The sequence below is a fragment of the Arthrobacter sp. 01T414 genome (assembly GCF_056398965.1).
Map to the genome: position 1 here is coordinate 804,858 of NZ_JBFTQK010000001.1, position 14,548 is coordinate 819,405.

The window sequence follows — 14,548 nt, forward strand, 5'->3', positions numbered from 1 at the left end:
GTGCCACCCGAAGCCGGGGCTTGTTCGGGAGCCTTGTCGCGGGGTCTGGGAAATCTTGGGTGTTTGGGTTGTCAGTGGTGGGCCGGTCAGTCCTCGGCGGGCACCTCGCCGCCGGTCGACTGCGCCGTGAACTTACCGCCCGCCACCCGCACGGCCAGCGCGGTGCCTGCCGGTGCCTGGTCCGGGTGCCGCACCACTTCATGGCGGGTCCCGGGAGCGGTGCTGCCGTCGTCAAGCTGGACGACGGCGTAACCGCGGTCGAGCGTTTTCTGCGGTGAGAGTGCACGCACCTGGGCCTTGAGATGAACCAGCTGATCGGCCGCCCGTACCACTGCAGTATTGATCGCCGCGTGTGAGCGGCTTTTGAGCCGCTCGACGTCGTCGTGCCGGGCGGTGACCATGCCCTCGGGGGCGGCCAGCACCGGGCGGGAGCGGAGCGCGGCCAGCCGGTCCGTTTCCCGCTCCACCAGGCGGGTGACACCGCGGCGCAGCTGCTCCCGGGCCTGCCGGACCCGTGCCAGTTCCTCCACGACATCGGGCACGATCCGTTTCGCCGCATCGGTGGGCGTCGAGGCGCGCAGGTCAGCGACGTCGTCGAGGATGGGGCGGTCGGCTTCGTGGCCGATCGCACTGACGACCGGCGTAGCGGCGTCGGCGACGGCCCGGATGAGTTCCTCGCTGCTGAAGGGGAGCAGGTCCTCGAGGGCGCCGCCGCCGCGGGCGATGACGATCACGTCAACCACCGGGTGGGCATCGAGCTCCTTGAGCGCACCGATGACCTGGGCCACGGCAGTGTTGCCCTGCACGGCCACCTCGCGGATCTCGAATTCGACGGCGGGCCAGCGCAGCGCCGCGTTGCGAAGTACGTCCTTTTTCGCATCCGAGTCGCGCCCGGTGATCAGGCCGATCCGGTGGGGGAGCAGCGGCAGCCGCTTCTTGCGGGAATCGGCGAACAGCCCCTCCGCCGCGAGGGCCTGGCGCAGCCGTTCGATCCGGGCCAGCAGGTCGCCCAGCCCCACCGGCCGGATGTCCTTCACCGACATGTTCAGCCGGCCCGTCTTGAGCCAGAATTCGGCCTTGAGCAGCGCCACTACCCTGGAGCCGCGCTCCAGCGGGGTGGCCTGGCGGTCCAGGACGTTGGTCCACACCGAGGCCGGGAGGGAGATCTCCGCATCGATGTCCCGCAGCGTGAGGTAAGCGTTGGTTCCGCGCCGGTTTAGCTCGATGACTTGGCCTTCGACCCATGCCGAGGGCGCGCGGTCGATGTGCATCTTCAGCTTCTGCGAGAGCAGCTGCAGGGGCCAGGGATTGTCCGGGCTGGTGTCCGCGGCAGTTGCCGGCAGGGTGCTGGCCGCGGCGGTGTCTTCAGACATGCCGGTGGCCGCCGGCGGATGGTGCCTGGTGCAGGTGCTGGTGCATGGGGGACAGGTCCTTTGATGGAGGCGGGGAACTGCTTCAACTCTATCCATAGCTCTACCAGCAGGGCCGGACGTTTTGGCCGGCTGCTTTACGGTGCCCTGCTTTCGGGTTCGCTGCGCCGGCACCGTAGGATGGTCTACTCCCAACCTCCTAGGAGACTTTCGTGCGCACTTTTGTCTCGGCCGTTGCCGTGCTGATCGGCCTGGCTATGGCCGCTGTTGCCGTCCCGGCCATGTGGGTGGACCGGAACATTGTCCAGGAGGAGGGGTTCGTCGCGCTCACCGCCCCGCTGGGCAAGGATCCGGTCTTCCAAAAGAGGCTGGCGACGGCCGCAGTGAACGGCATGTCTTTTGGCGGCCAGCAGCTTCCAGACCCCGTGGCCGCGGTGGTCAAGCCGATCCTGGCGGACGCCGCAAAGTCCCTGGTCTCCATGCCCGGTTATTCGGATGCCTGGGCCGAGACCCTGCGCAGGAGCCACCGCCTCAGCTTTGCCGACCCGCGCACGCTTCCGCCGGAGGTCGACGGCACCACTTCCCTGACCTTGGATGTCGCCCCGCTGGTCGGGTTGGTGGTCAAGCGCGTCTCGGAAGCTTCCCCGGTTCCGCTCAAGGCGCCGGAACAGGTGCGCATCAACATCGGCCAGTCGGACCAGCGCCAGCTCATTGAACGGATTTCCGCCTACGCGCCGATGGGCTCTGCCGTGGCCGTGGGCTCAGCCATCGCGTTCATCCTTGCCTTCGTCGCTGCCCGGCGGAAGTGGACGGTTTTGGCCGGCACCGGGCTTGGCGGCCTGGTCCTGGCCGGAGTTTGGAAATTCGGCTCGGATACGGCCGGCAGCATGCTCCAGGGGGCCGGGACCGGCAGCGACGTGGCGGAGATCTTTAAGCGGGAATTCGTGGCGGCCGCGACGGCCAGCTTCGGTCAGTGGATTGTGGCGGCCCTGCTGGCGGGCGGCGCCCTGCTGGCCGCCGGGATTGTGCTCCGGGTTGTCCGCGGGCGCCGTCCTGCGTCAAATATCCGGCCCTAGCGAACACCGGTAGCATTGGGGAATGACCTCCACCGCAGTATCCATTCCGATGCCCTCCGTTCCGCGCCGGCGGCGAACGCCGGAAGAAGTGCTGGCGGCGGCCCCCGTGACCGGACCGAAGAAGGTGCTGCTCGCGGCCCCGCGAGGCTATTGCGCCGGCGTCGACCGTGCGGTCATCGCCGTGGAAAAAGCGCTTGAGCACTACGGTCCGCCCGTCTACGTCCGCAAGCAGATCGTGCACAACGTCCACGTGGTCAGTTCCCTCGAGGAAAAGGGCGCGATCTTCGTTGACGAAACCGATGAGGTCCCCGAGGGCGCCCTGGTGATCTTCTCCGCCCATGGCGTCTCCCCGGCTGTGGTCCAGTCCGCGGAGGACCGCGGCCTGCGCACGATCGACGCGACCTGCCCGCTGGTGACCAAGGTGCACCGCGAGGCAGTCCGCTTCGCGAAGGACGACTTCGACATCCTGCTGATCGGCCATGACGGCCACGAAGAGGTCGAAGGGACCGCCGGAGAGGCGCCCGAGCACATCCAGATCATCAACGGCCCGCATGAGGTCGACAAGGTGACGGTCCGCGACCCGGAGAAGGTCATCTGGCTCTCGCAGACCACGCTGAGCGTGGACGAGACCATGGAAACCGTGCGCCTCCTGAAGGAACGCTTCCCCACCCTTCAGGATCCGCCCAGCGACGACATCTGCTACGCGACCACCAACCGGCAGGTCGCCATCAAGAAGATCTCGCCCCAGGCGGACCTCGTGATTGTGGTGGGTTCGGCCAACTCCTCGAACTCCGTCCGCCTCGTCGAGGTCGCCCTGGAATACGGGGCGAAGGCCTCCTACCGGGTCGACTTCGCCAATGAGGTGGACGAGTCCTGGTTCGAAGGCGTTGCCACGGTCGGTGTGACGTCGGGGGCTTCGGTGCCGGAGGTGCTGGTGAAGGACGTGCTGCGCCTGCTGGCCGACTACGGCTACGGCGCCGTCGAGGAAGTCGTCACGGCTGAGGAAGACCTGCTCTTCTCGCTGCCGAAGGAACTCCGTGCCACCCTCAAGCAGGCCGGGGACGTTTCCCGCGCCCTTGGCGGCCGCGGCGCCCGCCCGGCGAACCAGTCCTAACGCCGCCGAGCAGTCCTAGCCTTAGCCGGGCGACAGCCTAGGCAGCCGACTCTTCCGGGTCGCCGCTGCCCTCGGCCGTGCCCGCGCTGTCGTCGTCGTCTTCTGCGAGGGATGTATCCGCCTGCCGGGTGACCTGCTGCAGCTCCGGCGCCGCCAACGAGCGCGGTGTCGCCTCGACAGTGATTGGGGTTGCGAGTCCGGCGGTTTCCAAGGCGTTGAGTTTCCGTGCCGTCGGCAGCACCCTGGCCTCCAACGTGCCGACCAGGGAGTTGTAGCGGTCCACCGACGTTTTCAGCGAGGAGCCCAGCTTCGAGACGTTCTCGCCCAGGGTTCCCATCCGCTCATAGAGCTGCTGTGCCAGTTCGAAGAGTTCCCGGGCGCTGTCCGTGAGCACGTCCTGCCGCCAGGTGAACGCCACCGATTTGAGCACCGCCAGCAGCGTCCCGGGTGAGGCGAGGACGACGTTTTTGGACAGGGCGTAGTCCAGCAGGGCCGGATCGGCCGTGAGCGCGGCGGCCAGGATGGACTCTGCGGGCAGGAAGCAGACCACCAGCTCCGGAGCATTGCCGGGGATATCCCAGTACTTTTTGTTGCTCAGGGCGTCCACATGCGCCTTCAGGGCCTTCGCATGGGTAGCCAGCAGCGCCTGCTGGCCGTTCAAGGTTCCGCCGCCAGCGGCCCGTCCGCCCGTGGAAGCGCCGAGTTCCTGCGCTTCAAGGTAGGCCGTCAGCGGCACCTTGGCGTCCACCACGAGCTGCTTGTCGCCGGGCAGCTGCACCACGAGGTCGGGCCGGACGGAGTTCTCGGCCGCGGAACCGGAGCTGTGCAGCTGCTCATGGAAGTCCACATGGCGCAGCATGCCGGATGCCTCGACCACGCGGCGCAGCTGCACTTCGCCCCACTGGCCGCGCGCGCTGTTGGAACGCAGGGCGGATTCGAGGGCATGCGTCGAGCGCAGCAGCTGTTCGTCCGAGAGCCTCGCTTCCTGCAGTTGCTGGGCAAGCTGGCCGTATTGTTCCAGCCGGTCCCGTTCCAGGAGCGAGACCTGCTGCTGGACCGCTGTGAGCTTTTCGGCCACGGGGGCCAGCGCGCGCAGCACGCTGCCGTCCTGGGTCCTGGCGTCACCCAGCTCGCGGTTCTGGGCCGCCAGCAGGCGGCGTTCGGCGTCGGCGGCGGCGAACTGGGCGCTGACCTCGGACAGGCGCGCGGAGACGCCGTCGAAGTCCTGTTCGAGATCGGCGCTGCGGCGCCGCAACACCACGAAGGTGAAGGCGGCGCCCGCGACGGCCCCGATCAACAGCATCAACAAGGCGAGAATGAGTGCAAAAGCGTCCATGCCTTCACTCTGGCACGCAGCACTGACACTTTTAGCCAGTGACGCACGGGTCCCGCAGTACGGGAAGCCTGGAGGGACGCCGACGGCGAACAACGACCAGCCGCCGCAGGGGAGCGGCCCGTTTACCGGTAGAATCAATACTCGTGGCTCTTACTATTGGCATCGTCGGACTGCCCAACGTCGGCAAATCAACTCTTTTCAACGCACTGACCCGCAACCAGGTGCTCGCGGCGAACTACCCGTTCGCCACGATCGAGCCCAACGTCGGCGTCGTGAACCTGCCGGACCCGCGGCTTGAGAAGCTCGCCGCCATCTTCGGATCCGCGCGCCTGCTCCCGGCCGCCGTGTCCTTCGTGGACATCGCCGGCATCGTCAAGGGCGCCTCCGAGGGGGAGGGCCTGGGCAACCAGTTCCTCGCGAACATCCGTGAGGCCGAGGCCATCGCTCAGGTCGTCCGCGTGTTCGACGACCCCGACGTCATCCACGTCGACGGCAAGGTCGATCCCCGCTCGGACATGGAGACGATCAACACCGAGCTGATCCTCGCGGACTTGCAGACAATCGAGAAGGCCGTCCCCCGGATCGAAAAAGAAGTCAAGATCAAGAAGCGCGAAGCCGCCGAGCTGGCCGCCGTCAAGGCTGCCCAGGCTGTGCTGGAGCGCGGCGACACGATCTTCTCCTCGATCAAGAGCGACAAACTGGAGATGGAACACCTCAAGGAGCTCGGGCTGCTCACGGCCAAGCCGTTCATCTACGTCTTCAACGCGGACGAGGGGATCCTCGGCAGCCCCGAGAAGCAGGAAGAGCTGCGCGCCCTGGTGGCCCCGGCCGACTGCATCTTCCTCGACGCCAAGCTCGAGTCCGACCTCGTGGAACTGGACGAGGAAGAAGCCCGTGAAATGCTGGAAATGAATGGCCAGGACGAGTCGGGCCTCGATCAACTGGCCCGCGTCGGTTTCCACACGCTGGGCCTGCAGACCTACCTGACCGCCGGACCCAAGGAGACACGGGCCTGGACCATCCACCAGGGCGACACGGCACCGCAGGCGGCCGGTGTAATCCACTCGGATTTCCAGCGCGGCTTCATCAAGGCCGAGGTTGTCTCCTTCGATGACCTCATCGAGGCCGGTTCGATGGCCGAGGCCAAGGCCCGCGGCAAAGTCCGCATCGAAGGCAAGGAATACGTCATGGCCGACGGCGACGTGGTGGAGTTCCGCTTTAACGTGTAGTTCCTGACGCCTTTTGCCAGGGCCGCTAAGAACACATTTTCTTGGCGGCCAAGCACCTTTGCGGGCGGTTCCCGAGCCAGAATGATGCCACTAACATTTCTTAGCCCGGGAAGGCCGCGAAGCGGGTGGCTGCGCGTCGTTGCCGTCGGGACGCCTTGACCGTGCAATTTTGAGGCGCGCCAGTGCGAGCACCAGGGCATATCTAACAAGCGTTGGCCGGCCCACTCTATAGTGCTGACGATCCGCGGCGGCCCGCCCGGCAATCGCGTCATGCGATAGTTGGAAAGTCCGCCTCCGGCATCTCCGGCCAGCTAGCGATACACAAAGGAACACCCATGGTGAACGTCCAGACCGAAATATTGATCGGGCGGCCCCGCGAGATCGTGGCCAGTTATGCTTCCGACCCGGACAACGCGCCGGCCTGGTACGTGAACATACGGTCTGCACGATGGCAGACTCCGCGGCCCCTAGCGGTCGGATCCCGGGTTGCCTTCACCGCGCGATTCCTCGGCCGAAATCTGGATTATGTCTACGAAATAAGCGAGCTGGTCCCTGGCCATCAACTCACTATGCGTACAAGTCAAGGTCCTTTCCCAATGCGGACCGTCTACAGCTGGTCCGATGAGAATGGCGCGACCCTCATGACCCTCCGCAACACGGGTGGACCCTCCGGATTCTCAGCACTTACCGGCATCTTCATGGTCCCGATGATGCGCCGGGCCATGCGCAAGGACCTGGAGAACCTCAAGAAGATTCTCGAAGCCGCCTAGCCGAGGACGAAGCCAGTTCCTCGGGTGCGCTGCGCAGACGTCAACTCTCGGGTTTGTCGTAGTGGCGCAGAGGTTAGCCGGTGACTGAACGTGGTTGAATTTTCATTTAATGTTTAGTTCTGACCCTCCTGAAATCCTTTGCGATGGCCGCTAAGAACACGTGTTCTTTAGCGGTCAAAGTTTTTTTCCACCGGAGGGTTGACTACGAACAGGTGGAGTGCCGCATCAACGCTTGGCACTAAATAAAAAATTCGTTCCGTATCAGTCTCTTGCGGATTCCGATGCAGGTACGCGAGCGAGGTCGGGTGGGCGACTCCCCATAGACCGGTGACCCGTCTCGGGACGCCGATAGGGTTATTCAAATCGGCCGCGGGCGCAGGTGGCTGTGCCCGCGGCCGAAGGGCCGGCCGCGGCCCGACCCGGTGTGGTCTACTTAGTGCCTTTGTACTCGTCGTCGGTGATGTGCTCGCCCCAGACTGTGGTGGTGGCGGGGTCTTCGCCGTTCTGGAGCATAGCGATGTGTTCCATGAAGCAGCCGGGCGCGGYGGCGTGCCAGTGCTCCTCGCCGGGCGGGGTGTACAAGGTCTGGCCGGGGTGGACCTCGATTATGCTGCCGTCGCGACCGCCGAAGCGGGCGACTCCCTGGGTGACGCGGAGGTACTGGCCGTGTTCGTGGGAGTGCCAGGCAGTGCGGGCGCCGGGGGCGAAGCGCACGGTGGCGACAACCATGGTCTGGCCGGCCTCGTGCGGCAGCGCGATCGGGTCGAGCCACACTTCGCCGGCGAACTGGGCGGCCGGGTTCTTGGTGGTGGGGTTCGTGGGTTCAATGTTCAAGGCGGGTTCCTTAGGCGTTGTCGGTGAAGTGCTTCTTGGCCACGCCCATCGCGGACATGCCCTTGGGCCAGCCGGCGTAGAGCGTGATGTGAGTGATTGCCTCGATGAGCTCGTCACGGGTCACGCCGTTCTCGACGGCGGCCCAGGTGGAAGTCCAGCTGCTCGGCGCTGCCGCCGGCGGTGAGGGCGGCTACGGTGATGAGGCTGCGGTCGCGGGCTGAGAGCTCGGGCCGGTTCCAGAGGTCCTCGAAGAGCACGTCGTCGGTGAGCGCGGCGAGCTTCGGGGCGAAGTCCCCGAACATCTTCCGGCCGCCGCCGACCTGCCTGGGTTGCTCAGTCATGGTGGTCCTTCTTTTGGTAAGAGTGCTGCGGTACTTGACAGTTGAGGCCGGGGTTTTCCTGTCTGAACGGCACGGCCCCCGGCCGCATACAGGCAGGCTCGCTAGATCGCGATCATCACCTTGAGAGCTTCGCGGTCGTCCATGGCACGGTAGGCGTCAGGGATTTCATCCAGACCGACGGTGCGGTCGAAGACTTTGCCGGGGTTGGCGGTGCCGTCGAGGATGGCCGGCATCAGCTGTTCGATGTAGGCGCGAACGGGTGCGGGACCCCCGGTGAGGGTGACGTTGCCGCCGAAAAGGCTGCCGAAACCTACGGGGGCTTCGTCGTATTGAGGGACCCCGACGCGGCTGATGATTCCGCCGGGGCGGACGATGCCGTATGCCTGCTCGTAGGCGGGCATATGTCCAACCGCCTCGAGCACCTTCCGGACACCCTGGCCGCCCGCGAGCTCACGGACCTTGGCGATACCTTCCTCGCCGCGTTCGGCGACGATGTCGGTGGCCCCGAACTCGATGCCGAGGTCGGTCCGGGCCCGGTGGCGTCCCATCAAGATGATGCGTTCGGCCCCGAGCTGCTTGGCGGAGAGCACGGCCATGAGCCCGACCGCACCGTCGCCGATGACGGCGACGGTGTCTCCTTCGGTGATGCCGGCGCGGGCGGCTGCGTGCCATCCGGTGCCGTACACGTCGGAGAGGGTGAGCAGCGAGGCCAGTAGCGGGGACTTCTCGTCGACGCCGGGTACTTTCACGAGGGTCCCGTCGGCGAACGGGACCCGGATGGCTTCGGCCTGGCCGCCGCCCATTCCGGGTGCATCCCAGAAGCCTCCATGCAGGCATGACGTCTGGAGGCCTTCCCGGCAGAATTCGCAGGTTCCGTCCGAGTACGCGAAGGGGGCGATGACTAGGTCGCCGGGGGTGAGGGTGCGGACGTCGGATCCGATGTCCTCGACGACGCCGATGAACTCGTGTCCCATGGACACGCCCTCGGGGGTGTTCTCCATGCTGTGGTAGGGGTGAAGGTCGGATCCGCAGACGCAGGCCCGCACGATCCGGACGACTGCGTCGGTGGCATCTTTGAGCACCGGGTTGGGGGCGTCGATGACGCGGACGTCGCCGGGGCCGTACATGTAGGTGGCTTTCATTCTTATCTCCTGAGTGGTGGTGGGGCGGTTGGGAGCGTCGGGCGTTTTTGAGGCGCCAGGAGGGCCGGTCAGCCGGCTTTGCGGATGGTGGCGGAAAATCCGTCAGCTTGGTTCTCGATGGCGTCGGCGTTGTCGTAGGTGCCGATGGGCACGATCCCGTTGAAGTAGCCGACGTGTCGGTAGTAGAGGACGAGGCTTTGGTCGGGGGCGTAGTACCCGATCGTTAGCGTCGCGGCCTCGCTGCCCTTTGGTGCGCCCGCCAGGTCCAGCGGGGCGGGCAGTTGGGCGAGTTTTTCCTGGCCGCCGTCGTCCCGGAACGTCAGGGTCAGGGGAAGCTGGGCCAGGAGTGAGGCTGATGTGGCGCTGCCGTCGAGTTCGCCTGCAATTCTCCGGTCACGGAGCTCGATGGTAATCGGCGTGGTGGTTGGCCGTGCGGTCGGGGCGGGAGCCGGACCGCTCGCGGGTGAGGCCGGGGAGGGCGGCCGTGTCCCAGCGCTGCCGCCGGGGTTGTAGCTGCACCCGGCCATAGCGACAGCGGTAGCGATCATGACCAGCGCAGGGGCCACGAGGCTTGGCCGCAAGGCTTTTTGCAGTGAAAGGCAGTTGTGAGTGTTCACGGGCGGATCCTTTCCGGATGCGGGGAGGGCGAAGCCGCGGGTGGGCCGATGACGTTAGAGGCGGGCGGGGAAAGCGGTGCGGCGTCCGTAGATGGTCAGCAGGAGCGCGGCCAGGCCGGCGAGGATCATCACGACCGCCAGGACCAGGGCGTTGAAGGTCGTGAGGAGGGCGGCGCCGAGGATGCCGGCGGTGAAGATGGCGAGGTTGAACGCGACCGGCAGGAACGAGTTCGCCACATCGGAGTCCGCGCCTCCGGTGGTGGTGAGGGCGGCTTGGAGCTGGGCGGCGGCCCCGCCGAACGTGATGCCCCAGAGTACGGTCGCGGCGATCACCGCCGAAAGGAACGCATGCCCCAGCAGCAGCATCACCGCAGCCGAGATGAACAGGGCGACGCTTCCGTGCAGGAGCGGGCGTGGGTGTTTATCCAGGAGGGCGCCGGTGATGATGATGCCGGCGATCGAGGCGACTCCGAAGATGAAGAGTTCGACGTCGGCGGTGAGGCCTGTGTTGGTGGTGCGCAGGTAGGGGGCGATGTAGGTGTAGATGGTGTTGTGGGCCAGCATCCAGGTGAAGATGACGGCCAGGATCACGGCGATGCCGGGGATGCGGAACACCCGAACCAGGGGAAGTCGGGAGCTTCCGGGCTGCCCTTCGGCGTCGGGTGCGATTGAGGCGATGATGACTCCGGCGAGCAGGGCCACCGCGCTGAGCCCGGTGAACGCCCAGCGCCAGTCGAAGGTCGTTCCGAGCCAGGAGCCGAGGGGTGTGCCGAGGGCGAATCCGACGGGCGCCCCGACGGAAACGATGGCCAGTGACAGTCCTGCACGGGAGGGTGGGCTGATCTTCCGGCCGTAGGCGGCCAGCATTCCCCAGATGATTCCGGAGAACGCGCCGGCGACGAAACGCGATACCAGCGACAGGGGCACGTCGCTGGAGAGGGCCGTCACGCTGTTGGCCAGGATGAGGCCCAGGATTGCAACCAGGAGCAGATGCTTCCGGCGCAGTCCCCGGGTCAACGTGATGGCGGGGATAGTGACGATCACCGTACCAAGGGCGTAGGCGCTGACGAACAGTCCGACGGTGCCTTCACTGGTCCCCATCCCGGTGGCTATAACGGGCAGCAGGCCGGCCGGCATGGTCTCCATAGCCACGAGGACGAAACCGATGACGGCCAGCGCGGACAGCGTCGCTAGCGGCAGCCGTTGCGGTTTCTCTGTAGCTTCCGGGGTCGACGCCGGAAGGGTGGTGGTGGTCACTTACTCTCCTTCAAGGCATTCGTGAGGCCTTCGGTTCCGCAGCGGCGGGTAATGGCTACGCCGGGCCCTGCGCTGGCGCCGGCGAGTGCGATCACGGTCATAACGTCCTTACTTGGGCGGATTTAGAGGTGTCTTCCAGCGGGGAAGGGCACGGTTGAAAACCTTGCCCTGGTCGTGCCGCCGGTAACTCCCTATCGAGTCAACATGCGAACCGTTCCGCGGAGGAGTCTCTGTCGAGGGGTGTACCGGCAGGGCACCCCAACAAAGTTTGGAGGGACGTATTCTCGTGGCATGGACAATAAAGCCGAGGTACGCGAGTTCCTGATGTCGCGCCGGGCGAAGGTGACCCCCGAACAGGCCGGACTTCCAGCCGGGCCGAACAGGCGCGTTGCCGGGCTTCGCCGCACGGAAGTTGCGATACTCGCAGACGTCAGCGTCGAGTATTACGCCAAGCTCGAACGCGGGGCGATCGGCGGAGCCTCCTCGTCCGTGCTTGACGCCATCGCCCGCGCGCTCAACCTCGACGACACGGAGCGGACCCACCTTTTCGATCTTGCCCGCGCCGCCGACGGGATTCCCCTGTCAGGGCGTCCCCGCCGGCGATCCACGAAAAACAGCGTCAGTCGGCCCAGTCTGCACTGGGTGCTCAGTACGATCACTGACGGCGTTGCTTTCGTGCGCGACCAGCACCAGGACCTCCTTGCCACCAATGAACTCGGCCGGGCCTTCTATTCGCCCGTCATCGGCGTTGGAGGTCGCACCCCGAACCTGGCCCGGTTCCAGTTCCTCGACCCTGCAGCCCGCGACTTTTATCCTGACTGGGAGCTTTTCGCGGAGATGTGCGTTGCGATCATGCGGACCGAAGCCGGCCGTGATCCCCATGACAAGGGACTTCAGGATCTCGTCGGTGAGCTGTCCACGCGCAGCGAGGTGTTCCGGCAGCTGTGGGGTTCGCATGATGTTCGGACCCACGGGTCGGGCACGAAACGGTTCAACCACCCCGTTGTCGGCGAACTCACTCTCGCCTACGAGGAACTCATCATTACCGCCGACCCCGGCTGCGTTCTCATGATCTACACCGCCGAACCCGGTTCGCCCAGCGCTGAGCGACTCAGGCTACTGGCCAGCTGGGCGGCTACGGGATCCACGGCCGCTGCGCACGAATAAGGCACCTCCAGTACGGGGCGGTAACTGTCCAGGCGTAGGGACGGGCGGCCATGGGCACCTGGTCTCCGCATGATCAGACGACGAGTGCTAGAGCAAGGGTTATCCCGTAACGGAACGTGGTTGGACTTAGGTTCAGTGTCTAGGTCCCATACTCATCCTGCTTAGACGCCGCCCGGTACTTTCGAGTGCCGGGTGGCTTTTTGGATCACTTGGCCAACTTGAGGTGGAACGCTTAAGTTGACGGCGTCGAAGACGTTCCTCGCCGCGGGGATGAGGAGCATGCACGTCATTTGCCAGCCCATACCGTTGGTCCGTAGCCTCAAGTTATCCACACACGGAAGGATTCTGGCCTGCGCAGTATGCGGCCCGTTGAGTGGTTGTGTCAAGTATTTTTGGCCTCGGAAGGACGGCCAACAGTGGCCCCGTCTTGGCACGTTTCGTGCTGCTCGAGAGTCTTGACCTGTGCACCTGGGCGGGCCAACTAGGTAGTACTCTGCTGTCCCCGGGCGCTCTTGCCCGTGCGCCGTAGCTTCTCGGGTGGAATCAGATTTGGTCACAAAATTGACAAGCCTACTTCTCTAGTCATTCGACAAAACTCATGCAAAAGTGAGCGGCATCACTCGTTTCCAGCTGGGGAGTTACGGGGCGGTTTCTCACCAACGTCGCAACGGGTCTGTTCTGAACGTAGCAGGTGTGGTGAGGGTTCGACGGTTCGTGCTAATTGGCCGAGAGGAGTTGCGTGCGTTGGAGCCAGGATTGGATGGCCGTTCCTGCGTCGCGGACTTCCTCGCCTTTGACAGCGAGGCCCTCACGGACTGTCGCTCCGGGGCAGGACCGACCATAGTCGCGGACTGTGTTGCCCAGCCCGCTCATGGCGTGGGTGGTGACCGGATGGATGGTTTTGCCGGCGAAGTCGTAGCTTTCGGCGAAGGTTGTCATGATCATTGGTGCCCTGACGTTCCAAATGCCGCTGGCCAGGATCACGGTGTCGTACTGGTCGATGGAGGGCAGCAGGTTGCGGATCGCGGGGCGGGCGTCCTGGTTTTGCTCGCTGACGTTCCGGGCGACGGTGGCGTCGTAGCCGGCAGGGTAGGGGTCGGCAGCCTCGATGCGGTGCACGTCGCAGGGTACCCGGGCGCTGATCATGACGGCGAGGACCTCGGTGTTGCCGACTTCCAGCGTGGCGCGTCCGCCGTAGTAGTAGTTTTCGCCGGCCCTGGAGAAGTAGGCGAGCAGGACGCGTTGACTGCCCTGGCCTGGTGTTGCTGTGTTTGGGGACGATGTGGTCTCTGGCCTGGGCACTGTGCGTGGTCCTTGCGGTGTGCAGGCTGCTGTCGCAGCGGTGAGCAGGGCGCCGGTCAGGCCGGCGGCCGCCCCGCGAAGGGCGGACCGCCGACTGACGTTTAACGGGCTGGTAGCCAAGGGAGTGCCTTGGTGTTAGTTGTACCGGCGGTTGCCGAGCCAGCTGACCATTGCGGGGTCGCGGTGGTCGAAGAAGAGGCTGGCGCCGGTGTCCAGTGCCGTGATCCGGGTCATCTGCTCCTCGGTGAGGGTGAAGCCGAAGACGTCCAGGTTCTGGGCCATGCGCTCGGGGCGGACAGACTTCGGGATCACGACGACGTCTCGCTGGATGAGCCAGCGGAGCACGACCTGGGCGACAGACTTGCCGTGGGCTTCAGCGATGGCGCTGAGGACGGGGTCCGTGAAGAGGTTGTTCTTGCCTTCGGCGAACGGTCCCCAGGACTCGATCTGCACGTCGCGTTCGCGCATGAGTTTCTGGTCGGCGGCGCGCTGGTGGAACGGGTGGGTTTCGATCTGATTCACCGCCGGGACAATTTCGTTGTGGTCGATGAGGTCCACGAGCCGGTCCGGGTGGAAGTTCGAGACGCCGATGGCGCGGGTGAGTCCTTCCTTGTTCAGATCCTGCATGGCGCGCCATTCGCTGTAGTAGTCACCGAGCGGCTGGTGGATCAGGTAGAGGTCGAGGTAGTCCAGTCCGAGCCGGTTCAGGGAGTTCTGGAATGACTGCTTGGTGTCGTTGTAGACATTCCCGGTGGGTGCGTGCTGGATCCAGAGTTTGGTGGTGATGAACAGTTCTTCGCGGTTGATGCCGCTGGCTTTGATCGCGGCGCCGACGGCCTCTTCGTTGCCGTAGGACGCGGCGGTGTCCAGGTGCCGGTAGCCGGTGGCGAGGGCTGCTTCGACGGCGGTCTGGGTTTCTTCTTCGGGGATCTGGAAGACACCGAAGCCGAGGATGGGCATTTCGATGCCGTTGTTGAGCGTGACGTTCTTCAT

General features: G+C 65.4%; 13 protein-coding genes and 1 pseudogene. 5 read left to right on the top strand and 9 right to left on the bottom strand.

All coding sequences use genetic code 11. The features are described 5' to 3' along the window. Nucleotides 1-86 precede the first annotated feature (86 nt). A complete protein-coding gene (gene xseA, locus AC1DK9_RS03805) occupies nt 87-1,373 on the bottom strand; it encodes an exodeoxyribonuclease VII large subunit (protein WP_476915028.1) in 1,287 nt (428 codons plus the stop codon). Between the two features lie 209 nt (nt 1,374-1,582). Here xseA and AC1DK9_RS03810 point away from each other — a divergent pair, with 209 nt between their 5' ends. After that, on the top strand, nt 1,583-2,446 hold the full coding sequence (locus AC1DK9_RS03810; RefSeq protein WP_476915029.1) for a hypothetical protein: 864 nt from the start codon (nt 1,583-1,585) through the stop codon (nt 2,444-2,446). 22 nt (nt 2,447-2,468) lie between these two features. Then, a complete protein-coding gene (locus AC1DK9_RS03815) occupies nt 2,469-3,560 on the top strand; it encodes a 4-hydroxy-3-methylbut-2-enyl diphosphate reductase (protein WP_476862978.1) in 1,092 nt (363 codons plus the stop codon). Between the two features lie 37 nt (nt 3,561-3,597). On the opposite strand, the gene AC1DK9_RS03820 is transcribed toward AC1DK9_RS03815, so the two are convergent. Beyond that, nucleotides 3,598-4,896 (bottom strand): DNA recombination protein RmuC, encoded by a 1,299-nt coding sequence (locus tag AC1DK9_RS03820; RefSeq protein ID WP_476915030.1) that lies wholly within the window; start codon nt 4,894-4,896, stop codon nt 3,598-3,600. Nucleotides 4,897-5,039: 143 nt separating this feature from the next. Here AC1DK9_RS03820 and ychF point away from each other — a divergent pair, with 143 nt between their 5' ends. After that, the gene (ychF, locus tag AC1DK9_RS03825) at nt 5,040-6,125 is read left to right on the top strand and encodes a redox-regulated ATPase YchF (RefSeq protein WP_346960224.1); all 1,086 of its coding nucleotides are present in this window, start codon (nt 5,040-5,042) and stop codon (nt 6,123-6,125) included. A 335-nt stretch (nt 6,126-6,460) separates the two neighbouring features. Further along, nucleotides 6,461-6,895, top strand: a complete 435-nt coding sequence (locus tag AC1DK9_RS03830; RefSeq protein ID WP_476915031.1) for an SRPBCC family protein — start codon at nt 6,461-6,463, stop codon at nt 6,893-6,895. A 429-nt stretch (nt 6,896-7,324) separates the two neighbouring features. Here AC1DK9_RS03830 and AC1DK9_RS03835 read toward each other — a convergent pair whose 3' ends face one another. From AC1DK9_RS03835 to AC1DK9_RS03855, 5 genes and pseudogenes are all read right to left on the bottom strand, one after another. Continuing rightward, a complete protein-coding gene (locus AC1DK9_RS03835; protein ID WP_476915032.1) occupies nt 7,325-7,729 on the bottom strand; it encodes a cupin domain-containing protein in 405 nt (134 codons plus the stop codon). Nucleotides 7,730-7,739: 10 nt separating this feature from the next. Beyond that, nucleotides 7,740-8,070: pseudogene (locus tag AC1DK9_RS03840) on the bottom strand (carboxymuconolactone decarboxylase family protein). A gap of 101 nt (nt 8,071-8,171) precedes the next feature. After that, nucleotides 8,172-9,212: a zinc-dependent alcohol dehydrogenase family protein gene (locus AC1DK9_RS03845; RefSeq protein WP_476862996.1), complete on the bottom strand. Its 1,041-nt coding sequence runs from the start codon at nt 9,210-9,212 to the stop codon at nt 8,172-8,174. A gap of 68 nt (nt 9,213-9,280) precedes the next feature. Then, the gene (locus tag AC1DK9_RS03850; protein ID WP_476915033.1) at nt 9,281-9,829 is read right to left on the bottom strand and encodes a cyclophilin-like fold protein; all 549 of its coding nucleotides are present in this window, start codon (nt 9,827-9,829) and stop codon (nt 9,281-9,283) included. A gap of 54 nt (nt 9,830-9,883) precedes the next feature. Beyond that, nucleotides 9,884-11,086: an MFS transporter gene (locus AC1DK9_RS03855; protein WP_476915034.1), complete on the bottom strand. Its 1,203-nt coding sequence runs from the start codon at nt 11,084-11,086 to the stop codon at nt 9,884-9,886. Between the two features lie 291 nt (nt 11,087-11,377). Between AC1DK9_RS03855 and AC1DK9_RS03860 the strand changes: the two genes are divergently transcribed. Continuing rightward, nucleotides 11,378-12,253 carry a helix-turn-helix transcriptional regulator gene (locus AC1DK9_RS03860; protein ID WP_476915035.1) on the top strand — a complete coding sequence of 292 codons (876 nt, stop codon included), beginning with the start codon at nt 11,378-11,380 and terminating at the stop codon, nt 12,251-12,253. A 717-nt stretch (nt 12,254-12,970) separates the two neighbouring features. Here the strand turns inward: AC1DK9_RS03860 and AC1DK9_RS03865 are convergent. Then, nucleotides 12,971-13,555 carry a flavodoxin gene (locus tag AC1DK9_RS03865; protein ID WP_476863000.1) on the bottom strand — a complete coding sequence of 195 codons (585 nt, stop codon included), beginning with the start codon at nt 13,553-13,555 and terminating at the stop codon, nt 12,971-12,973. Nucleotides 13,556-13,690: 135 nt separating this feature from the next. After that, on the bottom strand, nt 13,691-14,548 hold the full coding sequence (locus AC1DK9_RS03870) for an aldo/keto reductase (protein ID WP_476863001.1): 858 nt from the start codon (nt 14,546-14,548) through the stop codon (nt 13,691-13,693).